Annotated in this window: 18 protein-coding genes, 1 tRNA gene and 1 pseudogene; 9 read left to right on the forward strand and 11 right to left on the reverse strand. The window is 71.2% G+C overall.

What is annotated here, in order from left to right; translation table 11 throughout:
• Nucleotides 1-493: 493 nt before the first annotated feature.
• Entirely contained in the window at nucleotides 494-862 is a 369-nt protein-coding gene (locus tag AOQ53_RS06710) for a winged helix-turn-helix transcriptional regulator (RefSeq protein WP_059415834.1), read from the reverse strand.
• 105 nt (nucleotides 863-967) lie between these two features.
• Here AOQ53_RS06710 and AOQ53_RS06715 point away from each other — a divergent pair, with 105 nt between their 5' ends.
• Both AOQ53_RS06715 and AOQ53_RS06720 read left to right on the forward strand, forming a co-directional pair.
• Nucleotides 968-1366 carry a nuclear transport factor 2 family protein gene (locus AOQ53_RS06715; protein ID WP_059415836.1) on the forward strand — a complete coding sequence of 133 codons (399 nt, stop codon included), beginning with the start codon at nucleotides 968-970 and terminating at the stop codon, nucleotides 1364-1366.
• 651 nt (nucleotides 1367-2017) lie between these two features.
• Nucleotides 2018-2348 (forward strand): annotated as a pseudogene (locus AOQ53_RS06720) (TetR/AcrR family transcriptional regulator); the annotation flags it as partial.
• Between the two features lie 83 nt (nucleotides 2349-2431).
• On the opposite strand, the gene AOQ53_RS06725 reads toward AOQ53_RS06720, so the two are convergent.
• On the reverse strand, nucleotides 2432-5002 hold the full coding sequence (locus AOQ53_RS06725; RefSeq protein ID WP_236711615.1) for an AMP-binding protein: 2571 nt from the start codon (nucleotides 5000-5002) through the stop codon (nucleotides 2432-2434).
• A gap of 274 nt (nucleotides 5003-5276) precedes the next feature.
• On the opposite strand from AOQ53_RS06725, the gene AOQ53_RS06730 reads away from it, so the two are divergent.
• From AOQ53_RS06730 to nshR, 4 genes are all read left to right on the forward strand, one after another.
• Nucleotides 5277-6323 (forward strand): iron ABC transporter substrate-binding protein, encoded by a 1047-nt coding sequence (locus tag AOQ53_RS06730; protein WP_059415838.1) that lies wholly within the window; start codon nucleotides 5277-5279, stop codon nucleotides 6321-6323.
• 66 nt (nucleotides 6324-6389) lie between these two features.
• A complete protein-coding gene (locus AOQ53_RS06735) occupies nucleotides 6390-7907 on the forward strand; it encodes an ABC transporter permease (protein ID WP_236711616.1) in 1518 nt (505 codons plus the stop codon).
• A complete protein-coding gene (locus AOQ53_RS06740; RefSeq protein ID WP_059415841.1) occupies nucleotides 7904-8953 on the forward strand; it encodes an ABC transporter ATP-binding protein in 1050 nt (349 codons plus the stop codon). The genes AOQ53_RS06735 and AOQ53_RS06740 overlap by 4 nt, the downstream gene beginning before the upstream one ends.
• 249 nt (nucleotides 8954-9202) lie before the next feature.
• A complete protein-coding gene (gene nshR, locus AOQ53_RS06745) occupies nucleotides 9203-10012 on the forward strand; it encodes an NshR/TsnR family 23S rRNA methyltransferase (RefSeq protein WP_059415847.1) in 810 nt (269 codons plus the stop codon).
• Nucleotides 10013-10084: 72 nt separating this feature from the next.
• On the opposite strand, the gene AOQ53_RS06750 is transcribed toward nshR, so the two are convergent.
• A complete protein-coding gene (locus tag AOQ53_RS06750) occupies nucleotides 10085-10282 on the reverse strand; it encodes a hypothetical protein (RefSeq protein WP_236711617.1) in 198 nt (65 codons plus the stop codon).
• Between the two features lie 7 nt (nucleotides 10283-10289).
• On the reverse strand, nucleotides 10290-10493 hold the full coding sequence (locus AOQ53_RS47980) for a DUF5825 family protein (RefSeq protein WP_059415849.1): 204 nt from the start codon (nucleotides 10491-10493) through the stop codon (nucleotides 10290-10292).
• Between the two features lie 394 nt (nucleotides 10494-10887).
• Between AOQ53_RS47980 and AOQ53_RS06760 the strand changes: the two genes are divergently transcribed.
• Nucleotides 10888-12099 (forward strand): acyltransferase family protein, encoded by a 1212-nt coding sequence (locus AOQ53_RS06760; RefSeq protein WP_078945184.1) that lies wholly within the window; start codon nucleotides 10888-10890, stop codon nucleotides 12097-12099.
• Nucleotides 12100-12128: 29 nt separating this feature from the next.
• On the opposite strand, the gene AOQ53_RS06765 is transcribed toward AOQ53_RS06760, so the two are convergent.
• The 6 genes from AOQ53_RS06765 to AOQ53_RS06790 all read right to left on the reverse strand — a co-directional run bounded on the left by AOQ53_RS06765 (nucleotide 12129) and on the right by AOQ53_RS06790 (nucleotide 19077).
• Nucleotides 12129-13340, reverse strand: a complete 1212-nt coding sequence (locus AOQ53_RS06765) for an NAD(P)/FAD-dependent oxidoreductase (RefSeq protein ID WP_059415851.1) — start codon at nucleotides 13338-13340, stop codon at nucleotides 12129-12131.
• A 103-nt stretch (nucleotides 13341-13443) separates the two neighbouring features.
• The gene (sigJ, locus tag AOQ53_RS06770; RefSeq protein ID WP_059415853.1) at nucleotides 13444-14388 is read right to left on the reverse strand and encodes an RNA polymerase sigma factor SigJ; all 945 of its coding nucleotides are present in this window, start codon (nucleotides 14386-14388) and stop codon (nucleotides 13444-13446) included.
• A complete protein-coding gene (locus tag AOQ53_RS06775) occupies nucleotides 14379-15632 on the reverse strand; it encodes a TAXI family TRAP transporter solute-binding subunit (RefSeq protein WP_330219299.1) in 1254 nt (417 codons plus the stop codon). The genes sigJ and AOQ53_RS06775 overlap by 10 nt, the downstream gene beginning before the upstream one ends.
• A complete protein-coding gene (locus AOQ53_RS06780; protein WP_059415855.1) occupies nucleotides 15629-17020 on the reverse strand; it encodes a sensor histidine kinase in 1392 nt (463 codons plus the stop codon). Before AOQ53_RS06780 ends, AOQ53_RS06775 begins: the two co-directional genes overlap by 4 nt.
• A 26-nt stretch (nucleotides 17021-17046) precedes the next feature.
• Nucleotides 17047-17706 carry a response regulator transcription factor gene (locus AOQ53_RS06785; RefSeq protein WP_059415857.1) on the reverse strand — a complete coding sequence of 220 codons (660 nt, stop codon included), beginning with the start codon at nucleotides 17704-17706 and terminating at the stop codon, nucleotides 17047-17049.
• Between the two features lie 21 nt (nucleotides 17707-17727).
• A complete protein-coding gene (locus AOQ53_RS06790) occupies nucleotides 17728-19077 on the reverse strand; it encodes an MFS transporter (protein ID WP_059415859.1) in 1350 nt (449 codons plus the stop codon).
• 819 nt (nucleotides 19078-19896) lie between these two features.
• Between AOQ53_RS06790 and AOQ53_RS06795 the strand changes: the two genes are divergently transcribed.
• Entirely contained in the window at nucleotides 19897-20835 is a 939-nt protein-coding gene (locus tag AOQ53_RS06795; protein ID WP_174523240.1) for a D-alanyl-D-alanine carboxypeptidase family protein, read from the forward strand.
• A 39-nt stretch (nucleotides 20836-20874) separates the two neighbouring features.
• Nucleotides 20875-20952, forward strand: a tRNA-Val gene (locus tag AOQ53_RS06800).
• Between the two features lie 252 nt (nucleotides 20953-21204).
• On the opposite strand, the gene AOQ53_RS06805 is transcribed toward AOQ53_RS06800, so the two are convergent.
• On the reverse strand, nucleotides 21205-22365 hold the full coding sequence (locus AOQ53_RS06805) for a substrate-binding domain-containing protein (protein ID WP_059415861.1): 1161 nt from the start codon (nucleotides 22363-22365) through the stop codon (nucleotides 21205-21207).
• Between the last annotated feature and the right edge of the window lie 41 nt (nucleotides 22366-22406).

Below are 22406 nucleotides of genomic sequence, written 5' to 3' on the forward strand. Positions count from 1 at the left end.
CCCGGCACCCACCCACGCCTTGCCCGTCTGCCCGTACGTGGCCAAGTTCCTCAAGAAGCATATGGAGTTCGCCGACATCACCGAGCCGCGATCGCGGCCATCTCTCTGGGGGCGGAACAGAAACGCTCCTGGGTACAGCCGCGGTCCCGCTCGTCATGGCACTGGTCCCGGCATAGCGCCGACCCGGCGCTAGCGTCTCCTGCCGCGGTGGCGGCGGACCGCGTCGGTGTTGGCGCAGCGGGCGGAACAGCAGGCACGGTGGCCGTTGACCAGTCCCTGATCTCCCGGCACGCGGAGCCGGTGACGCGCGGACGACGGATCCGGTGCTCTCTCAGCACCCGTTCCCCTACTTCAGGCAGCCATGACTCACTGGCATCAAGGTTCACCAGCGCTACGGCCAGGTGAACCCCGACCATGTTGTCATGCTCAAACTGCACTCGACCATTGCAGGGCAGGGTTCCAGCCGGGGCCAGGGCTTGCCTCGCGGGGCGGACTACTGGCGGGCGTCGTAGCTCTCACGCGCCGCGAGTACTTCGGCGATGTGTGCCTCGGCCCAGTGGCCCAGCGCCTGGAGCGGGGCCTGCAGGGTGCGTCCCAGTGCGGTCAGTTCGTATTCGACCCGGGGCGGGACCTCGGCGAAGACGTGCCGGGTGACGATTCCGTCGCGTTCCAGGTCCCGGAGTGTCTCGGTGAGGACCTTCGCGCTGATGCCGTCGACGGCGGTGCGCAGGTCGCGGAAACGCATGCGGCCGGCGCTGAGGGCGATGACCACCATGGCCGTCCACTTGTTGGCGATGCGGGCGAGCGAGGTGCGGGAGGGGCAGGTCGCCGTCATGACATCGAAGGCCGGGTACTGTGACATACGTCACATCCCCTCATTGGTTACGTTGAGGTGACTAGTTACTGATGGTGAGTATAGGGCTTCAGCAGGCAGTACTCGACTGATCCCGACCGAGGAGAATTGATCATGGAGCCCACCACCACACTTGCCGTCGCCAACCGCTACGTCGACGCGGTGTCGGCCAAGGACTTCGCCGCGGTCGCGGGCATGTTCGCCGACGACATCGTCTGGAACCAGCCCGGTGCCCACCGCTTCTCCGGCAGCCACCGTGGCGTGGCGGCGGTGGGCGAGTTCCTCGGCGCCCAGATGGCCGTCACGGAGGGGACCTTCGACCTCGCGCTGACCGGCGCACCGATGATCAACGGTGATCTGGTCGCGATTCCCGTCCACTTCTCCGCCAAGCGTGACGGCAGGGAGATGTCGATGGACGGTGTGGACGTGCTGCGGGTCGCGGGCGACAAGATCGCGGAGGTGTGGCTCTTCTCCGCCGACCAGGAGGCCGAGGACGCCTTCTTCGGCGCCTGAGCCGACTGGCGTTCGGCCGCGCTCACGGCCGCGGCGACGGGGGCTCCCGCCCGGGTGTCGTCGAGCCGGGTGTCGAGCCGGCGCAGGGACCAGCTCGGCTCCGGGATGCGGTGGTGCGTCCTCGGGCGCACGTGGCAGTGGCGGCGACCTCGCTTCCAGTGCGGTGAGGCGGAGACCGAGCAGGTCGGGCCAGTGGTGGCAGACCGTGGCCCGGCCGATTCCGGCGCGGGCGGCCACTGCCGGGTGCGTGACACTCGTGTGTTCGCGGGGTTGCCGCTGCCTGTGGCGTGCTGCGCGCCGACTGGTCGCTTGCCGCGTGGGCTCGCTGGACGAGGCGTACGAGCGGGTCGTCTGGCGCATGACCAAGGTCCAGCGCCAGTTGGATCCCTCGGTCGACGGCGGGTCCTCGGCCGCAACGGCACGTACCTCGTCTTCCGCAAGTACCACTCCCACGTCACCGCCTGCAACGCGTTCCTGCACGACAACGCCCGCACGGAGCAGGAACGCGAACTGCTCGCGGCCAAGCTGATGGGCCGCCGCGCGGCGGCGCCCCACTGGCCCTGGCCCCGGAGCGCGACAACCCAGCCATCGGCGAGGACCCGAACCGCATCAACGACTTCGGCTACGCCTCCGATCCCCGGGGGCTGCGAGGCGTGGATGGCCGACTCCCACCCGGAGCTCATGCGGGCACTGCGCCACCGCGGGCTCGGCCACATCCACTCCGACCGGGGTCTGGCGCCCCGAGCCCTGCATGACCTGGAACGGGGCGTCGCCGAGGGCCGGTTCGTCGCCGTCGGCCCGATCGTCGCCCGGTCCGCGCTGGGCGGGTCCCTGCTGTCCCCGGTGGAGCTGAGGTTCGCCCGCCCCGAGCTCGACGCCGACGAGACGGTCGCCGGCCTGGCGGAGATGGTCCTGCGCATGCTGGGGCCCCCGGGACGACGCCTGCGACATCGCCCGTCACTCTCTGCCCGACCTGGCCTGACCCGGGGAGTGACGGTCTGAAGGGCACCGGGGCCGTGACTCAGCGGGCGTCGGTACACGGCTGCGGCTGGCGAAAGGCTGCGGTCACAGCCACCGGACCGTCCGCGTCACCCGGGTCACGACCGCCGCGTAGCCGATGCCGACGACGAGGGAGGCGAACAGGGCGGTGAGCGGGAAGTCCTCCTGGAGGTAGGGGTAGACCTGGTAGTGCGTCAGGTAGATGTAGAGGGAACCGCTCGCCAGGACGCCGGCGAGTGCGTTGAGCGGCCTGAGGCTGGGCAGGGTCGGTACCCAGATCAGCAGCGCCAGGCCGACGATCACGAGGGTCGTGCGCAGGGGCTGGTCCTGGAACAGGCCGGGCAGGGCGAGCAGCAGCAACGCCGTCAGCAGCACTCGTCGACGTACGGTCTCGGCCCGCGCCGCCGCCCACCCCAGGGTGAACAGCCAGAAGACCACCGTGGGGCTCAGTTGCGGACGGGCGGAGGCCAGGCCCAGCAGGTCGTAGCGGCCGACCAGTGCGACGGCCGTGAGCGCCAGCGGCAGGCCGAACGCGCACCGCCGCTCCAGCCGGTCCAGCAGCGGCACGGCCAGGAGGGCGGCGAGGGCGACGAGGAAGTAGACCAGGGCCTCCACGAACCAGTAGGCCCAGTCGAACCGGTCGTTCCCCTGGTCGATCAGGCTGTTGAGCAGCACCGCGTTGGCCGGGTCGTAGAAGTCGGTCAGGAGCACCGCGCCGGTGATCCACACCATGCTCGGTACCGCGATGCGGGCGATGCTGCGCCCCATGTGCCGCAGACGTTCGCGGTGTTCGGCGCCCGTCAGCTGGAAGCGGGCGAAGTTGTACCCGGCGACACACATGAGGATGTGGGCGAAGCCCTTGATCTCGAAGACCTGGACGTGCGAGCCGACGATGAGGACGATCCCGACGGCACGCAGGGCGATGCCGGTCTCCAGAGTGCGGCGGGTCCGCCAGGACCCCGGGGTGGTCCAGGAGCGTAGCGCCCCGCGCAGTCCCGGCGCCGGGCGACCCCGCCGCGGCTCGGGCCGCTCCTCCTGCCCTTTCGTTCGCTCCGACGCGGGTGCCGCCATGGCTCGCAGCTCGCGGATCGTTCTCCGATGCCAGTCGGTGGGCAGACGGCCCAGGGACTCCTCCAGGCGCAGCGACATCTCGACGTAGCACAGTGAGTCACCGCCCAGGCCGGCGAAGCTGCTGTCCTCGGTGACATCGGCGTGGTCGAGGATCTCCGCGTAGAGGTGGAGGAGATCCTGATCGGGCCCGGGTGGCGCCACCTCCGCGGGCCGCGTCAACCGCCGTACCGCCTCGTAGTCGGGCTTGCCCGTGGCCAGGCGGGGGAGTCGGTCGAGGACCCGGACCCGTACGGCGCGGGACGGGAGCCCGCACTCCTCCGCGACCAGCCGCCGGATCCGCGCCTGTTCCCCGGCCCGCCCGAGCGCGGCCACCGCGAGCGCCTCCCCGTCTCCCGCGCAGTACGCGGTGACCCCGTGCTCCTCCAGCAGCGACTCGACGCGCTGCGGGTCGATCCGCAGTCCCAGGATCTTCGCGAAGCGGCTGCGGCGGCCCACGATCTCGTACAGTCCGTCGGGCGCACGCCGGGCCAGGTCCCCGGTGCGCAGTTCTTCCACTGTGCGGCCGAGGGCGAGGTCGGCCGGGCTCTCGGCGTAACCGAGCATCACGTTCGGGCCGGAGTAGAGCAGTTCGCCGACATCGGGACCGTGGCCGTCCGTCGGCAGCAGCCGGAACGAGCCGCCGGGTATCGGTACGCCGACGGCCTCGGGGCGCTCCGCGGCGAGCTGCGGCGGGAGGTAGGCCATGCGGGCCGTGGCCTCGGTCTGGCCGTACATCACGAACAGCTGCCAGCCCGAGCGGCGACCCAACTCGGCGTAAGCGGCGACGCGTTCGGGGGCGAGCCGGCCCCCCGCCTGGGTGACGCGGCGCAGCCGCGGCAGCTCCATGTGCTCGAAGCCGATCCGGTCGAGCAGGTCGAAGGTGTACGGCACGCCGGCCAGCGAGGTGCCGCGTCCGGCACGGAACTCGTCCCAGAAGGCCGCCTCGGACACCGACCGCTCGGTGAGGATCAGCCCGGCTCCGCGCAGCAGATGGCTGTGGATGACGGACAGGCCGTAGCAGTAGTGCATGGGCAGCGTGGTGGCCGCCCGGTCGGTATCGTCGATGCCGAGGTACGTGGCGATGGACTCGGCGTTGGCCTGAAGGTTCTCGTGAGAGAGCCGCACCAGCTTGGGCGAGCCGGTGGAGCCGGAGGTGCTCAGCAGCAGGGCGAGGTCCGGGTGGAGGGCGTGGACGCCGGTGCGGTGGTTTTCGGCCAGGGTCCATGTCCCGTCGGCCTCCGGGCGCGCCACGACGGCGGGCGCGTATGCCTCCGTCAGCGAGCGGATCGTGCTCTCGTTGTCGCCGGGGACGAGCAGGACCGGGTGTCCGGCGGACAGGGCGGCCAGATACGTGACGAGCGGGTCGACGCGGTTGGCCCCGGCCAGCAGGACCAGCCGCCGGACGGACCCGAGGCGTTCGGCGGTGTCGGCGACCCGCTCGGCCAGCTCACGGTACGACAGCTCTCCCTCCGGCGTGATGAGCGCGACGCGGTCGCCGTAGGCCGCCAGTTCGCGCGCGAAGGGCACGCCGTTCGGTCGCAGAGGCCGAACAGGCCGCACGGGCAGCAGACGCACGGGGGACGGAGCCGGGAAGGGCTCGGAGGGGTGGAGCACGGGGCGCGCCCTTTCCGCGGCAACGTCCGCTTTCAGCACAGAACCCTTGACGTTTAGGTAACCCTTACCTTATTCATAGCAGGGTCATAATCAAGCCACAGAAGAATCACAAGTTCCGCTTCGCCCCGCTCTCCACCGACATGGCTGGCGGCGGCACCGAGGCGAACCCCGCAGGAAGGCACACACCATGCGACGCCCCTCGGTTCGCCGGATGACCGTGCTGGTCACGGCCACTCTGCTGCTCCCCGCACTCGCGGCGTGCGGCTCCGGCGACAAGGACGGCGGTGGCGAGGGCGAGGCTTCCGCCCTCGTCATCTACTCCGGCCGCAACGAGAAGCTCGTCAAGCCACTTCTGGACAAGTTGGAGAAGGCCGTCGGCACCGAGGTCGACGTTCGCTACGGCGACAGCGCGGAGCTCGCCGCCCAGATCCTGGAGGAGGGCGACCGCACCAAGGCCGGGCTGTTCTTCTCCCAGGACGCCGGAGCTCTGGGCGCCCTGTCCAAGGAGGGCATGCTGCGGAAGCTGCCTTCGGACACCCTCGACGAGGTCGACGAGGCCTACCGCGGCTCCGGCGGTGACTGGGTCGGTCTCTCGGGGCGCGTCCGCGTCATCGCGTACAACCCGGACCAGGTCGGCGAGGACGAGGTTCCCGACAGCGTCTTCGACGTCGTCAAGCCGCAGTGGAAGGGCAAGGTCGGTTTCGCGCCGACCAACGCCTCCTTCCAGGCCTTCGTCACCGGTATGCGCGTCCTGAAGGGCGACGACGCCACTCGCGAGTGGCTCGAGGAGCTCAAGGCGAACGGCGCCAAGACGTACGCCCACAACCTCGCCACCCTGGACGCCGTCGAGGCCGGCGAGGTCTCCCTCGGCCTGGTCAACCACTACTACTGGTACGAGCGGGTCGCCGAGAAGGGCGAGGACAAGGTCAACTCCAAGCTGCACTTCCTGCCCGGCGAGGACCCCGGCGCGCTGATCAACGTCGCCGGCGCGGGAATCCTCAAGGACAGCGGACAGAGCGAGACCGCCCAGAAGGCCGTGGACTACCTGCTGTCGAAGGAGGCGCAGACCTACTTCGCGGACAGGACGAAGGAGTACCCGCTGGCCGCGGGCGTCACCAGCAGCGTGGAGGACCTGCCCGCCTTCGAGTCGCTCGAGTCCCCCGACATCGACCTCGGCAAGCTGGAATCCCTCCAGGAGACGCTGGCCATGCTCCAGGACGTCGGACTGGTCTGACCCGCTGTGCCCACCTCGCCGTCCACCTCCAAGCGGGCGCGTACGCCATCCGGTACGCCAGGAAGAGTGCGCACGGCCGGCCGCAGGCCACCCCTGGTCCTGCTCGTCCCCGCCTGCGTGGCCGCACTCTTCGCCCTGCTGCCCCTCGGCTACCTCGCCGTCCGTGCCCTGGAACGCGGGCCGGCCTTCGCCTGGGACGTCGTCTCCGACGAACGCACCATGGGCCTCCTCGGCCGCAGCCTCGGGCTGACCGTCGTGGTCGTGGCCGCCTGCCTCGTCCTGGGGATCTCGCTGGCCTGGCTGACCGTGCGCACCGCACTGCCCGGAGCCCGCGTCTGGTCGGTGCTGGCCACGCTGCCGCTGGCCGTGCCCAGTTACGTCGCCGCGTTCGCCTGGCTGTCGGCCGAGCCGGGCCTCGCCGGATTCGGCGGCGCCGCCCTCGCCCTGACACTGGTCAGCTTCCCGTACGTCCATCTGCCGGTCGCCGCCGCCCTGCGGGGCATCGACCCGGCCCAGGAGGAGGTGGCGCGCTCCCTCGGGCACGGACCGCTGCGGACATTCCTCAGGGTCACGCTCCCGCAGCTGCGACCAGCGGCCGCGGGCGGGGCACTGCTCGTCGCGCTGTACGTGCTCTCCGACTTCGGCGCGGTGTCCCTGATGCGGTACGACACCTTCACCCGGGCCATCCACACCTCGTACCGCGCCTCCTTCGACCGGACCCCTGCCGCCGCCCTCAGCGTGGTGCTGGTCGTGTTGACCATCGTCCTGGTGGCCGCGGAGGCCCGCACGCGCGGACGCGCCGGGCACGCCAGGACCGGTACGGGTACCGCCCGCCCGGCTCTCCCGGTCGCCCTCGGCCGGTGGCGTCCGCTCGCCCTGCTGTGGTGCGGGGCGGTGGCGGCCGTGGCCGTCGCCTTCCCGCTGGGCACCCTCGGGTACTGGCTGGCCGTCGGCAGCTCGGCCGGCCGGGACCTCGGCGGCCTCGCGGAGACGGCCTGGGCGACGTTCTCCGTCGCGGCGGCGGGCGCCGGCCTCACCACGGTCCTCGCCCTGCCCGTCGGGGTGATCGCCGCGCGGTACCGGGGCCGCGGCGCCCGTCTGCTGGAGCAGGCGGCGTACGCGGGGCACGCGCTGCCCGGCATCACGGTCGCGCTCGCCCTGGTGTTCTTCGCCGTGCGCTACGCCTACCCGCTGTACCAGCAACTCCCGCTGCTCGTCTGCGCCTACGCCGTGCTGTTCCTGCCGGTGGCGGTGGCCGCCACCCGCGCGGCCGTGCTCCAGGCGCAGCCCGTCCTGGAGGACGTGGCCCGCTCACTCGGGCGGCGGCCGTGGCAGGTGCTGCGCGAGGTCACCGTGCCGTTGGCCGCCCCCGGTGTGGCCGCCGGGGCCGCGCTCACCTTCGTGGTCTGCATGAAGGAACTCCCGGCGACCCTGCTGCTGCGTCCCACCGGCATGGACACACTCGCCACGCGGCTGTGGACCGAGACCGGCGCCGGCTCCTTCGCGGCAGCCGCCCCGTACGCCGCCGCGCTGATCCTGCTGGCCGCCGTCCCCTCGTACCTCCTAGGCAGGCACCGGACATGAACGAACTGCACGTCGAAGGGCTCACCAAGTCCTACGGAGCCGGGGAGCCGATCCTGCGCGGACTCGAACTCACCGTCCCCGCAGGTACGTTGGCAGCGGTCCTCGGCCCTTCCGGCTGCGGCAAGACCACCATGCTGCGGGTCGTCGCCGGGTTCCTGCGCGCCGACGCGGGCACCGTCCGGCTGGGGGACCGCCTCCTGAACGGGGCCGGTGTCCACGTGCCGCCGGAGCGCCGCCGCATCGGCATCGTGCCTCAGGAGGGCGCCCTCTTCCCGCACCTGAGCGTGGCCCGCAACGTCGCCTTCGGCCTGACCCGTGCCGACCGCTGCGAACGGCGGCGTGCCACGGACGAGATGCTCGAACTGGTAGGCCTCACCGGATACGGCGACCGCATGCCGCACGAGCTGTCCGGCGGCCAGCAACAGCGCGTCGCCCTGGCCCGCGCACTCGCCCCGCGCCCCCAACTCGTGCTGCTCGACGAGCCGTTCAACGCCCTCGACAGCGCACTGCGGGCGGGAGTACGGGCGGACGTACGCTCCGCGCTGCGGGCCACCGGCGCCACGGCCGTGCTCGTCACCCACGACCAGCAGGAGGCCCTGTCCACCGCCGACCTCGTCGCCGTCGTACGGGACGGCCGGGTCGCCCAGTGCGCCACCCCCCAGGACCTCTACCGGCACCCGGCGGATCCCTGGGTCGCCGGCTTCGTCGGCGACGCCGTCCTGCTCCCCGGCACCGTCGACGTCGACTCCGGCGACACGGCCCGGACCGCCTTGGGCACGGTGCCCCTCGCCGCTCCGCCCGGCGGCCTGCGCGCCGGCACGGTCCTGCTCCGTCCGGAACAACTCCGCCTCACCGGCGAGGACTCCGTCGGCGCGGTCAGGGCAACGGTCACCGACGTCTCGTACTACGGCCACGACGCCATGGTCACCGTGGCTGTCGACGGCCACGACACCCCCATCGGCATCCGCGTGGCGGGCCCGATTCGCGTCCGCCCCGGGGAGGAGACGGGCGTCCGCGTCGAGGGCGAGGCGGGCTTCCACCCGTAGGCGATCCGGCGAGCACGACACCCGCAGATTGGCTCGACGCAGCCCAGAAATGTATGATCAAGGCGAATACTTCATATGCGGGGATCGACCGCGCGGGTCCCGGACGGGGAAGAGCGGGGAGCTTTGCCAGAGAGCGACGACTTCCCCTTGCGTTGGTGATTGCCGGTCAGGGCAGCCATCCGCCATCGTCGCGTAGGGTGTCACACCCCAGGAATCGCGTCACTGAACACAGCAGCCGGTAGGACGACCATGACTGAGTTGGACACCATCGCAAATCCGTCCGATCCCGCGGTGCAGCGGATCATCGATGTCACCAAGCCGTCGCGATCCAACATAAAGACAACGTTGATCGAGGACGTCGAGCCCCTCATGCACAGCATCGCGGCCGGGGTGGAGTTCATCGAGGTCTACGGCAGCGACAGCAGTCCTTTTCCATCTGAGTTGCTGGATCTGTGCGGGCGGCAGAACATACCGGTCCGCCTCATCGACTCCTCGATCGTCAACCAGTTGTTCAAGGGGGAGCGGAAGGCCAAGACATTCGGCATCGCCCGCGTCCCTCGCCCGGCCAGGTTCGGCGATATCGCGAGCCGGCGTGGGGACGTCGTCGTTCTCGACGGGGTGAAGATCGTCGGGAACATCGGCGCGATAGTACGCACGTCGCTCGCGCTCGGAGCGTCGGGGATCATCCTGGTCGACAGTGACATCACCAGCATCGCGGACCGGCGTCTCCAAAGGGCCAGCCGAGGTTACGTCTTCTCCCTTCCCGTCGTTCTCTCCGGTCGCGAGGAGGCCATCGCCTTCATTCGGGACAGCGGTATGCAGCTGATGACGCTCAAGGCGGATGGCGACATTTCCGTGAAGGAACTCGGGGACAATCCGGATCGGCTGGCCTTGCTGTTCGGCAGCGAAAAGGGTGGGCCTTCCGACCTGTTCGAGGAGGCGTCTTCCGCCTCGGTTTCCATCCCCATGATGAGCCAGACCGAGTCTCTCAACGTTTCCGTTTCCCTCGGAATCGCGCTGCACGAGAGGATCGACAGGAATCTCGCGGCCAACCGATAAGCGCCTCTGTTCCTCGGACGCTCGGTTCCTCGACCTCGATTCGTCAGTGATGATCACCTCACACGGCAGCGATCACCACTGACATATCGAGGTCAACGGTCGTGGTCCGGGCGGGCACTCCTCGAAGGCGCGGCCGACGCCCTTGAACGACTCGATGGCGCTGACGCCTTCCGCGATCGCCTCGACTGTGAAAACGCTCGTGGACGTCGGCGGGTAGCCGATGAGTTCCATCGCCTTGCGCATCCCCTTGAGCATGGAGAACGCGTCCACCGGGTAGTCACGAAGGTACTTGCGAAGGCTTCGCGCCGTCCGAGACCGTGAGCCGGCGCAAGCCGGTGTGGCGCCGGTCCCGGATCTGCACGAACCCCGGTCCCCGGCGGAGGAAGCACCGGCCGACGTGGTACCGCGCCCTCCGGACGGTCACCACCTCGTCACAGCGCGGACCCTCCAGGACCGACGGGGGGAAGAGGTGGCTGAACACCCACCACTCGGGACCGCCCGCCAGTCCACGTCCACGCCGCAGCTGGTGAGTTCACGGATGAAGGAGAGCACGGGGATCACGTGCTCCGTCCCGGGCCGCCCACTGAGGTCGACAACGGCGTAGAGGGCCGAAGGGAAGACCCAGTCACCGGTCCCGATGCAGCAGCTTTCGAGGGCGTAGTACCTGTAGTCCTCGTAGCTGAAATCGGGCGGCGCGAGGTGATCCAGTCCACGAAGTCGAGGTTTCCGTACACCACGTCGACCTGGGCGTCGGGAATTTCCTACTCGGCGTCCACCGGCCAGCCCTCGCCCAAGTCCTCGACCGCGGGTATGGCCCTCGACGGCCACCCGGCCAACACTGTTGGAACGCAGTGCGAGTCGGGGGAGGAAGCGGCATGGCGACGCGTACGGAGTCACCGCAGGCGGCGTTACCGGAGCGGCGGCGGCCGGAGTTGGACGCGATGAGGATGCTGGTGGTCATCGGACTGGTCTTCTTCCACTCGGCGCTGGTGTTCGCGACCGAGGGCGACTTCTACGTCACGAACGCCGAGACCACCGAAGCCATCACGGTCATCGCCGGGTTCGGGGTCGTCTGGGCGATGCCGCTGCTGTTCCTGATCTCCGGCCTGGGCGCCTGGCACTCGCTGCGGCGTCGTGGTGCGGGCACCTTCACCAAGGAGCGCCTGCTCCGGTTGGGCGTCCCCCTGCTCCTCGCGACCCTCCTTCTGAACCCGTTGCCGCAGTGGCTACGGCAACGCTCGTCCGACCCCCACTACGACGAGTCGTACGCCGGCTTCCTGCCCCGCTTCTTCGACGTGCACGTGGAGTTCGACGAGTTCCCCTTCTTCGTCCAGGGTGAGCACTTCGAAACCGGTCATCTCTGGTTCGTCGTACTCCTGCTGACGTTCTCCCTGATGCTGGCGCCCCTCCACCGCTTCCTGCCTCATGAGCCCTTCCGCCGGCTCGCCGACCGGGTGGCGGCCGTGACCCTGCGCCGACGAGGCGTCGTCCTCCTCCCGGCCCTCGCCTTCGCCGCGATCTGCGCCTTCGCCGGCATGGAGGAGGACTACGCGGGCTGGCACCGCTGGTCGTACCTTCTCTTCTTCGCCGCGGGCTTCGCCCTCGCCGCCGACACCCGCTTCCGTACCGTCATGCGCCGCGACGCACGCCCCGCGGCCTGTCTCGGCGCTCTCCTGTTCGTGGCGGCCGCCCCGGGCTTCACCACGGCCGACGACCCCTTCACGGACGCGACCGCGCTGGCCGTCGTCTCCCGGGCCCTGTTCGGGGCGGCCGGCTGGTGCCTGGTGGTCGCGATCCCGGGCCTCCTCGACCGCCCCCGCCAACAGCCGTCAGGGGCCCCGGCTCCGACGGCTCCGACGACGCGTCAGCGCGTCTACGGACACCTGGTCGCCGCCGTACTTCCGCTGTATGTCCTCCACCAGCCGATCGTCGTCGCCGTCGCCTACTTCGTGGTGGGCTGGGCGGCGCCGATCCCGGTCGAGTACGTGGTGCTGGTGACGATCTCCCTCGCCCTGACGCTCGCGGCGTACGAGCTGCTGGTGTGCAGGACGCGGGTGACGCGTTTCCTGTTCGGGATGCGGGGCTGAGGAAAGGGCCAGGACGGCCGCCGCGCGCGTCAGGCCGCTGTCCTGACCGGCGAGCCGGCACGGGCCGGCTGCCGTACGACGTGGCGGCGGCGGGTCGGCAGGCCGAGAGTCGGGTTGGTGACGCCCCAGGCCGCGCCCTTGCAGACCAGTTCCTTGTAGACGGCGGCGAGCCGGCCCGTGAGGGCCGCCCGGACGGCGCGGTCGTCGGCGGTGACGTACTGGATCAGGCCTTCCCTGCGGCCCAGCGAGATGCACTGGTTGAAGTAGCGCAGCGGCGCGTTCGGGAGCTTCCCGCCGGTCAGGCGGGCCGCGATGGCGTCGGCGGCCTGCCAGGCCATGGGGGTGCCGGAGGCGCACGACATCCGCAGCGGCTTGTCGCCGGGTCCCATGGCCAGGGCCGCGTCGCCGATGGCGTACACGTCCGGGTGCGAGACCGAGCGCATGGTCCCGTCGACCACGATCCGGCCGGTGTCGGTGACGTCCAGGGTGGTGGCCTTGGCGATCGGGTGGACGGCGAAGCCGGTGGCCCACACGGTGACCGCGGCGGGGATCGTCCCGCCGTCGGCGGTGGTGACCCGGTCCGCCCCGACCCCGGTGACGGCGGCGTGCTCGTGGACGGTGATGCCGAGCTTGCCGAAGACCTTCCGCAGATGCCGGCGGCCCTTGGGCGAGAGCCAGTCGCCGAGCTCGCCGCGGGCGGCGAGGGCGACGTCGAGGTCCGGGCGGGCCTCGGCGATCTCGGTCGCGGCCTCCAGGCCCGTGAGTCCGCCGCCGACCACGACCACGGGCTCTCCGGCGTCCAGGCGGGCAAGGCGCTCGCGCAACCGCAGTGCGCCGGGTCGGCCGGCGATCTGGTGGGCGTGCTCGGCGGCGCCGGGGACCCCTTGGTCGTCCCAGCCGCTGCCGAGGGCGTACACGAGCGTGTCGTACTCCAGCTCCTGGGCCTCCGGCTCCCCGGGGCCGTCCGCGTCGACCACGGCGACGGTCCTGCGGCCGACGTCGACGCCGGTGACCTTCGCGAGCTTCAGTTCGACGGCGGTGCCCGCGAACATCTCGCTGAAGGGCCGGGGCCTGAGGTCCTGGCCGGCCGCGAGCTGGTGCATCCGGACTCGCTCGACGAAGTCGGGTTCGGCGTTGACGAGGGTGATGGCGACATCTTCAGGGCGCAGCCGCCTGGCGAGGCGGCCGGCGGCGACGGCTCCGGTGTATCCGGCTCCGAGGACGACGATGCGGTGCTGCATTTGCGGGCTCCTGTCTTGAGCGGGACTCGCCCCTTGAACCGGGCAGCCCGCCGTTTCCTGACAGGAACGTGGTGTGAAGCACCTCACATCATGGTCGGCCGGGTCAGAAGATCCTGAGCAGGGGATCGCCGTGCTCGGAGGCCGCCCACCGCCTGGTCGCGCGTTCGAGCTTGTCGGGATTGACCTGGTTGCGGAACGCGGCGATGCCCTCGGCGGTGACCTCCAGGCACATGACGCCGATGACCCGGCCGTCGAGGACCGCGACGATGGCGGGGCCGCCGTTGGCGGTCGTGGCGTAGACGTCGGGTGAGCCACCGACCAGGTCGCGCTTGGCCTTGCCCGGTTTGAACAGGCCCCGCATGAACTTCGCGACGGCGAGGGCACCCTCGAACGCCTTGGCACGGGCCGGGACCTTCCCGCCGCCGTCGCCGACCGAGATCGCGTCCTGGGTGAGCAGCCGCACGAGCGGCTCGGTCCGGCCGCTGGTGGCGGCCGCGAGGAACTCGTCGACGATCCGCCGGGCGGCGGCCTCGTCGACCTCGGTGCGGGCCTTGCCGTCCGCGATGTGCTTCTTGGCGCGGTGGAGGATCTGCTGGCTGGCGGCCTCGGTGATGTCGAGGATCTCGGCGATCTCCCGGTGCGGGTAGTCGAACGCCTCCCGCAGGACGTACACCGCCCGTTCGTTCGGGGAGAGGCGCTCCAGCAGGGCGAGGACCGCGAACGAGACCGATTCGCGCTGTTCGGCGGTGTCGGCAGGGCCCAGCATGGGGTCCCCGGCGAGCACCGGCTCGGGGAGCCACTGGCCCACGTAGGTCTCCCGCCGCGCGCGGGCCGAGGTGAGCTGGTTGAGGCACAGGTTGGTGAGCACCTTCGTCAGCCAGGCCTCGGGGACCTCGACGTGGTCGACGTCGGCGGCCTGCCAGCGCAGGAAAGTCTCCTGGACGGCGTCCTCGGCCTCGCTCGCGGAACCGAGGAGGCGGTAGGCGATGGCCTCCAGGCGGGGCCTGGCTGCCTCGAACCGGTCCACGTCGTTCATGGTCATGGCCATGGCCGGGATCCTAGTGCCCCGGCAGGCAGCGTTTGCCCGTCAAGGAGCGGCGTCCGGTGCGTGCTCTGGGGGTACCCCCTGCTCGAAGAGCTTGGGGGAGTGCCGGCCGGAAGCCCTCGTGCTGGATGTACTTGGCTTTCGGCCGGTGCGGCGAGAGGGCGTACCGGGCGTCGCGACGGGGCGAACGTTGCCTGCCGGGGCACTAGCCGTCGCGAGGAACTGCGGCGGAGCCGCGTCGTCAGCCGTGCAGTTCGCGATAGGCGGCGACCGCCCCCGGATGCAGGGGGACGGCGCCCGTGGAGATCAGGCTGCGGGCGGTCGAGGAACTGGGTGCCGAGGGCCGGGGCGGGGACGAGGCGGCCGGCCCGGCGGACCAGGACGTGGGTGAGGGCTGAGGCGACGGGGACGGGGAGGCCGGGGCGGCAGAGCAGGAGGTTGGCGACGCCGATGGTGGGGACTTCGGGGTTCCGCCCGTACGCCCCGGCCGGCACCGTCACCGCCTCCAGGCCCGATCCCGCCGGGCCGAGGCCGGCCCGCAGCCGGGGCAGCAGGCCGGACAGGGGCAGCAGGCGGATGCCGGGGCGGGTGTCGAGCCCGGACAGTACGGGGAGCGGGACGCCCCCCGCGACCAGCAGGGCGTCGATCGCCCCGGCCCGCATCGCGCGGGCCGCCTGCGGCATCAGCAGATGCCGGACTCGTACGTCGGTGCCGGGGGTCAGGCCCGCGACGCGCAGCAGACGGTCGCCGAGCACGGCACCGCCGGACGCGGGCGCGCCCAGCGAGACGGTGCGGCCCGCCAGGTCGGCCACGGTGTGGATGGGCGCCTCTGAGCGCACGGCCAGCTGGAAGTAGTTCTCGTAGACCCTGCCGATCGCGCGCAGCGGGACGCGGCGGTCGAAGGGCGCGGTGCCGCCGTACGCCGCCCACGCGAGGTCCGACAGGGCCGGCGCCACGTCGGCCCGGCGGGCCTGGAGCAGCCGTACGTTGGCCACGCTGCCCTCGCTGTTGACCACCTCGCAGGACAGCCGGGGGTAGGCGGCCGTGACCTGGGCCGCGAGCAGTCGGCCGAAGGCCGCGTAGAACCCGTCGGGCTCGCCGGTCGCGATCCGCAGATCTCCCTTCGGGCCGCTGTCCGCGTGCCGTGCGTCTGCCGCCGCGGAACCTGCGAGCAGGCCGGTGCCCGCCGCGCCGAGTGCGGCGCGCAGGACGGTGCGGCGGGTCGTGGGGCGGGCTGGGCCGGTCATGCCGTGTGCCCCTTCGGGAGTACGACCCGGACGCACAGCCCGTGCGGTTCGGCCGCTGTGAACTCGACGTCTCCGGCGTGACCGGCCACCAGTCGCTCGGCGATCGCCAGGCCGAGGCCGCTGCCGCGTACCTCGCGGTGGCGCTCCGAGCGCCAGAAGCGGGTGCCCGCCCGGGGGAGTTCGCCGGTGTCCAGACCTGGTCCGTCGTCCTGTACCTCGAACACCGCGTCCGCGCCCTCGGTGAAGCAGCGTGCCTCCATGCGGGCGCCGCTCCCCGCGTACTTGATCGCGTTGTCGAAGAGGATGTCGGCCACCTGGGCCAGCTCTCCCTCCGAGCAGGCCATGAGGACGGCAGGGCCGGAGATGAACTCCAGGTCGACTCCGGCCTGTTCGGCCACCGGCAGCCACAACCGGGCCTGGGCCGCGGCGACCGCCGTCGCGTCGCAGCATGATTCCCGCGCGTCCGTGACGGCCAGCTCACCGGCGCGGTGCTCGGCGTTCGCCAGGGTGAGCAGGTCGTCGAGGAGGTGCTCCATGCGTTCGAGCTCGGCCGTCACCCCGGTGTAGGTGCGGGTGGCGGAGGTGCGCAGGTGCGGCTGGAGCGAGTCGATGCGCAGCCGCAGGGCGGCCAAGGGGTTGCGCAGCTGGTGCGAGGTGTCGGCGACCAGCCGGCGCTGCTGTTCCAGCGCGGTGGTGACCGCGTCGGCCATGCGGTTGAAGCCGGTGGCCAGCTGGCGCAGCTCCGGCGGGCCACCGGCCCGCGCGTGCTCGGGCGGCAGTCCGGCGGCCAGCGTGCCGACCGCGCGGTCGAGGCGGTGCAACGGCCGTACGACCCACTGCGTGGCCCGGCGGGCGAGCAGCACACAGGCCGCGGCGAACAGGCCGGCGCCGGCCAGGACGAGCGCCCAGCGCAGGGCGATGTCGTCCGCGGCGGCCCGCACCGAGGCCCGCAGCACCACGGCGCCGGAGACCCTGGTGCCGGTGCCCACGGGGCGGGCGAGCAGCCGGTCGGCCCGGGACCAGGGCCGCAGCGTCCCTCCGGGCGAGACGGGCTGGTTGCGCAGCGCCGCGTCGACGAGCCGGGCGACGGCCGGGTCGGCGGCGCGCAGGCCGCCCGTCTGCACCACCGGGGCGCGGCGGGCGTCGACGACCACGACGGCCTCGCCGTACAGCTCGGTGTAGCGGCGCACGTCGGCGGTGAGCGCGCCGGTGTCGTCGCTCTCGGCGGCCTGCTCGGCCAGCCCGGCGAAACGGTCGAGGTCGGCGGTGCGTGCCGCGACGAGTTGCTGGGTGCGCTGCGCGGCGGTGACGGCCAGCAGCGGGACGGCGAAGCCGGCCACGGCCAGGACCGCGAAGGCCAGGACCACGGTGAGGACGCGAGTGCGCATGAACAGGGCCTGCCGTGAGAACCGGCTCAGTCGCCGAAGCGGTAGCCGAAGCCGCGGATGGTGGTCAGCACCTCGGGGCGGCCGAGCTTGGCCCGCACCTGGGTGAGGTGCACGTCGAGGGAGCGGGACACGGCGAGGAAGGCGTCGCCCCACACCTCGTCCATCAGCTGCTGGCGGCTGACCGCCGTGCCGGCGCGGGCCGCCAGCGCGGCGAGGACCTCGAACTCCTTGGCGGTCAGCCGCACCTCCGCGCCCCCGACCAGTACGCGGCGGGCGTCCAGGTCGACCTCGACGTCCCCGGCACGCACCGTGCGCGGCGCCGGCGCCGAGGGCGCCGCGACCCGCCGGGTGACCGCGTCGATCCGGGCCAGCAACTCGGCCAGCCGGACCGGCTTGACCAGGTAGTCGTCGGCGCCCAGCCGCAGGCCGCGCACCACCGACCGTTCGTCGCCCCGCGCGGTGAGCACCACCACCGGCAGGGGGCTGACCGCGCGCAGCTTGCGCAGTACCTCCAGACCGTCCAGGTCGGGCAGGCCGAGATCGAGCAGCAGCAGGTCCGCCTGCCGGTGGCGGGCGAGCACGTCCTCGCCGCGCCGCACCCGGGCCGGCAGGTGGCCGTTGTCGTACAGCGCCTCGGTCAGCGCGCCCGCCACACCGTCGTCGTCCTCGGCCAGCAGCACCCGCACGGTCGCCTCCTTCCCGCCTCGTCAGCCGCGAGACCCGGAAACGCCCTCGTCCAGGGGCGACGCGTCGGAGGTCTCGCGCATCCGAATGTAGACGAGCAGCGAGATCAGGACACAGGCGGTGACGTAGTAGAAGTACCAGTTCTCGTGCCCGGCGTTCTTGAACCAGAGGGCGACGTACTCGGCGGTCCCGCCGAACACGGCCACGGTCAGTGCGTACGGCAGGCCGACGCCGAGCGCCCGGATCGAGGTCGGGAACAGCTCGGCCTTCACCACAGCGCTGATCGAGGTGTACAGGGAGCTGACGGCCAGTGGCACGACCATGAGCAGGAACGCGTACACGGGGTCGCTGGTGTGCGACAGCAGGGTGAGCGAGGGCACCACCACCACGGTGCCCAGCACCCCGAACGCGATCAGCAGGGGACGCCGCCCCACCCGGTCGGAGAGCAGGCCCATGACCGGCTGGAGCACGACGAACACGAGCAGCGCGAAGAAGTTGATCCAGGCCGCCGTCGGCTTGGCGATGCCGCTGGTGTTGACCATGAACTTCTGCAGGTAGGTGGTGTACGTGTAGAAGAACAGCGTGCCGCCCATGGTCAGCCCGACGACGACCAGGCACTGCCGCGGGTAGGACAGCAGCAGTCGCAGGCTGCCGCGGGCCGGGCCGCTCTGCTCCTTCTCGCCTTCCGACGCGGCGCGCTCGAAGCTCTCGGACTCGTCCATGCCGCGCCGCAGCCACAGCACGACCACCGCCCCCGCGGCGCCGACGACGAACGCGATGCGCCAGCCCCAGGCCTCCATCTGCGCGGCGCTGAGCACCTGCTGAAGGACGATCTGAAGGCCGAGAGCCGTCAGCTGGCCGGCGATGAGGGTGACGTACTGGAAGCTGGAGTAGTAGCCGCGGCGGCCGGGCGAGGCCACCTCGGACATGTAGGTGGCGGAGGTCGAGTACTCACCTCCCACCGAGAGCCCTTGCAGCAGCCGCGCGGTGACCAGGAGTATCGGTGCGGCGACCCCGATCGAGCCGAACGACGGGGTCAGCGCGACGATGAGTGAACCGGCCGCCATGAGCGTCACCGACAGCGTCAGCGCCGCGCGGCGGCCACGGCGGTCGGCATAGCGGCCCAGGACCCAGCCGCCGATCGGCCGCATCAGAAAGCCGACGGCGAACACCGCGGCGGTGTTCAGAAGTTGGGCGGTCTGGTCGCCGGAGGGGAAGAAGACGGAGGCGAAGTAGACGCTGAAGGCGGTGTACGCGTACCAGTCGTACCACTCGATCAGGTTGCCGATCGATCCGCGCACGATGTTGCTGACGACCCTGCGTTCGTCGCGGCGCGGTTTCCGCGCACGCTCGGCGGTGGTCTGTGTGGCCATCGGAACTCCCTTGTCTGCGGCCCGGGAGCACACAGAGTCGACGGCGCGAACAGGGTCGCTCAATGCCGGGAGCCAAGTCCTTACAGTCCCTTAGGGCTTCCCCGCTCCTGCTTGCCGTGCGCACCTCGACCGGAACACCTCGCCGGCAGGGAGATGTACGGACCGGGCCGGCTGCCGCACCGCTTTCGGGGTCCGGCGGCCGCGGAGCGCGAGGGGCGAGGCAGAGGCCGCCGCCCGCCGTCGGGCACCGCCCCACGGGCGCTTATGGCGGACGGTTCCACCTACCACCAGGCGGCACCGGGCTGGGGGAGTTACGGCGGGCGACTTCGTCATGTCCCGTCAGCCGGCCAGGGCCTCGACGCGGGCCGCGAATTCCCGCACGCCCCCGACCGACCCGGGTCGGCCCGCACAGCAGCCCGGCGGTCTGCGCCCGCAGCGCGGGTCGGCGAACCTCTAAGGCGCCTCCTGCTCGACGCGCTGGAGCGCGTCGAACTTTTGCGGTGCGTCCCCGAGCGCGTACCACAGGGCGGGCGACGTCGGTCGGCGTCCGCGCGCGCCGCTCCGCCGTCGGCATGCGGTCCATGTTCACCGCGCGGCGACGCCGAACGCCTCGTCGGGGTGCCGCGCGTTCAGCACGCTGATCCGGGACGCGTCCACCTGCGTCCGGGTGGCCTCCGCCGCAGCGGCCGCTCTCAGGTCTCCCAGGATTACTTCCGCCCGCCGTACAACCCTCGGTGTCCCCCGTGAGTCTCCCTAGAGCCTCCCCCCGCCTCATTTCGCAAATGCCATCGGGCATTTGGCACACTCGGAGCGTTCATAGTGATAACCGGCATCAAGGGCGTACGTATCCGCAGAGCCGCAGCTGTCGCCGGCGTCACCGGCGCGCTGCTCGCGGGCGGTGCCCTGACCGCGCCCGCGCAGGCGGCGACCGCGCCGTCGGTCAGCGCCAAGGGCGCGTTCATGCTCAACAGCGCGACGGGCTCCACGCTCTACAGCAAGTACGCCGACACCAAGCGGCCCATGGCGAGCACCACCAAGGTCATGACGGCTCGTGTCGTGCTGAGCACCCCCGACCTGAACCTCGACCGGAAGGTCACCATCAAGCAGGCTTACCGGGACTACGTCACTGCCAAGGGCGCGAGCACCGCGGATCTCAAGACCGGCGACAAGGTCACCGTCCGCCAGTTGCTCCATGCGATGCTGCTGCCGTCCGGCTGCGACGCCGCGATGGCCCTCGCGGACACCTTCGGCACCGGTACGACCATCTCGGCGCGGACCAAGTCGTTCATCAGCAAGATGAACGCCAAGGCGGACACCCTCGGCCTGACCAACACGCACTTCGACTCGTTCGACGGCAACTCGACGCAGAACACGAACTACACGACGCCGCGCGACCTCGCCAAGCTCGCGCGCAGCGCGATGAAGTACTCGACGTTCGCGGGCATCGTGAAGAAGCCGAAGACCGTGCAGTACGCGACCACCAGCACCGGCGGGACCCGCACGTACACCTGGTACAACACCAACCAGCTGCTGGGCTCATACAGCGGCGCCATCGGGGTGAAAACGGGCACCAACACGCCGTCCGGCCCCTGCCTCGTCTTCGCCGCGACCCGCAACGGGAAGACGGTCATCGGCGTGCTCCTCAACGACCAGTACCGCTACACAGACGCCGCCAAGTTGCTGGACTACGCCTTCGGCACCAGCTCGGCGAGCACCATGCGGCTGCGCACCCTGCCGACGGGCGCACAGAGGGACTGACCTGGGCCGCGCACACTCGAACGAACGCTGGTGGGTACCGGCGCGGGCAGGAGCACCCTCGGTAGCTCGCTGGGCTCACAGCCCAGGCCGCAGGTTCAAAACCTGCCCCCGCCGCCACACCGGCGTCCTCGAGATGGCTCGTACCACGACGCGCTGGTACTCGTCCTGCACGACGATGGCGCTGGAGGGTGCGTCAGCCCTGGTTTCGGCCCGGGAATGGCCCAGATCTTGGTTTCGGAGACGAGACCCGGGCCATGCCCGGGCTCACCACGGCGTGTGCTGCACGTGTTGCCCAGTGCCCCGGGCAGTGCTCACCGCGGCCGGCCCCACTGGTGAACGGGTCCAGCCGGTCGCCGGTCTGCTACGTGTCTACTTCTCCCAGATCCTGCGGTAAGCCTCGCGGTAGCCCTCGGAGTCCCAGGACAGTGCGCCGCCGCTGGTGGCGGCGGTGGTGACGTGGACGGGGGCGACGTATCCGCTGGCCGGCTTGCCGGCGAAGGAACGGTTGAACTCGTCGATGATCTGCCAGCCCTGTTCGGACAGCGGTTCGGGCACGGTGGCGGCCTGGAACTCCTTGCCGTTGATGCGCTGGAAGGCCGAGGGGTCGCCGTCACCGGCCCCGATGTTGAACGGGGCGCCGTCGCCCTGCCTGCCTGCGGCACGCAGGGCGGGGCCCGCGTGGTCGAAGTACAGGTCGTTGATGGCGGCCGAATGGGTCCACCTGTCGCCGAAACGGGAGGCCAGGGAGGAGACCCTCTTGGTGGTGAGGCTGCCAGCCTGCGGGATGGGGACATTCTGGTAGCTCAGCAGCTTGACGCCGGAGCAGGTGGCGAGTTCCTTCTTCATCAGATCCGACTTGCGCTTGGCGAAGGGGATCGAGGCGTCGGTGAACAGGACGACGCCCGCGCGACCGTTGGACCGGGCGATGATCCAATCGGCGCTGATCTTCGCGACCTCCTCGACCCTGGTGGTGATGTTGCTGAACAGCTTCGGGTTCTCGCTGGGGCCGGGAGCCGCGACGGCGTGCCAGCCGATCAGCGGGATGCCGTCGGCGTTCGCCTGCTCGACCTGTGTGGCGGTGGAGGTGGGATCGAAGCCGCCGATGACGATGCCGTCGGGTTTGAGGGCCAGGGCCTCGGCGAAGGCGGCCTTGATTCCGGCGGGCGTGCCCTGGCCGTTGAGGGTGCGGACACGCCAGTCGATGACGCCGGCGGCTTCCTGGACGCCCTTGGCGACGCCCGCAACGCCGGGATTGGTCAGCGTCTGGGCGATGTAGACGATGGTCTTGTCGGGGACGGCTCGGGGCCCGTTGGTCGGCCCGGACCAGGGGGCGTTGACGTCCTCGGCCGTCTTGACGGCCCGCTTGGCCTCGGCGAGGGCGGTGGGGCAGCCGGGTCCGGACGAGCCGCTGGGGGACTCGGCGACGGATCCGCCGGTGGTGGAACCGCTCTCGCAGCCGGTGGCGAGGGTGATGGTGGCCGAGGCCAGGAGAGCGGTGGCCGTCACGGCCGCCTTGCGGGTGGGGTGCACGGGGTCTCCAACACGGTGCGAGAGAGGGCAGGGCTGGGTGG

This window comes from Streptomyces azureus (assembly GCF_001270025.1).
Lineage (GTDB): Bacteria > Actinomycetota > Actinomycetes > Streptomycetales > Streptomycetaceae > Streptomyces > Streptomyces azureus.

What these genes read in the sequence shown, in the direction of transcription:
- AOQ53_RS06710 (WP_059415834.1), bottom strand. Translation starts at nt 862, where the DNA reads ATGTCACAGTACCCGGCCTTCGATGTCATGACGGCGACCTGCCCCTCC.
- AOQ53_RS06715 (WP_059415836.1), top strand. Translation starts at nt 968, where the DNA reads ATGGAGCCCACCACCACACTTGCCGTCGCCAACCGCTACGTCGACGCG.
- AOQ53_RS06730 (WP_059415838.1), top strand. Translation starts at nt 5,277, where the DNA reads ATGCGACGCCCCTCGGTTCGCCGGATGACCGTGCTGGTCACGGCCACT.
- AOQ53_RS06740 (WP_059415841.1), top strand. Translation starts at nt 7,904, where the DNA reads ATGAACGAACTGCACGTCGAAGGGCTCACCAAGTCCTACGGAGCCGGG.
- nshR (WP_059415847.1), top strand. Translation starts at nt 9,203, where the DNA reads ATGACTGAGTTGGACACCATCGCAAATCCGTCCGATCCCGCGGTGCAG.
- AOQ53_RS06760 (WP_078945184.1), top strand. Translation starts at nt 10,888, where the DNA reads ATGGCGACGCGTACGGAGTCACCGCAGGCGGCGTTACCGGAGCGGCGG.
- AOQ53_RS06765 (WP_059415851.1), bottom strand. Translation starts at nt 13,340, where the DNA reads ATGCAGCACCGCATCGTCGTCCTCGGAGCCGGATACACCGGAGCCGTC.
- sigJ (WP_059415853.1), bottom strand. Translation starts at nt 14,388, where the DNA reads ATGGCCATGACCATGAACGACGTGGACCGGTTCGAGGCAGCCAGGCCC.
- AOQ53_RS06775 (WP_330219299.1), bottom strand. Translation starts at nt 15,632, where the DNA reads ATGACCGGCCCAGCCCGCCCCACGACCCGCCGCACCGTCCTGCGCGCC.
- AOQ53_RS06780 (WP_059415855.1), bottom strand. Translation starts at nt 17,020, where the DNA reads ATGCGCACTCGCGTCCTCACCGTGGTCCTGGCCTTCGCGGTCCTGGCC.
- AOQ53_RS06790 (WP_059415859.1), bottom strand. Translation starts at nt 19,077, where the DNA reads ATGGCCACACAGACCACCGCCGAGCGTGCGCGGAAACCGCGCCGCGAC.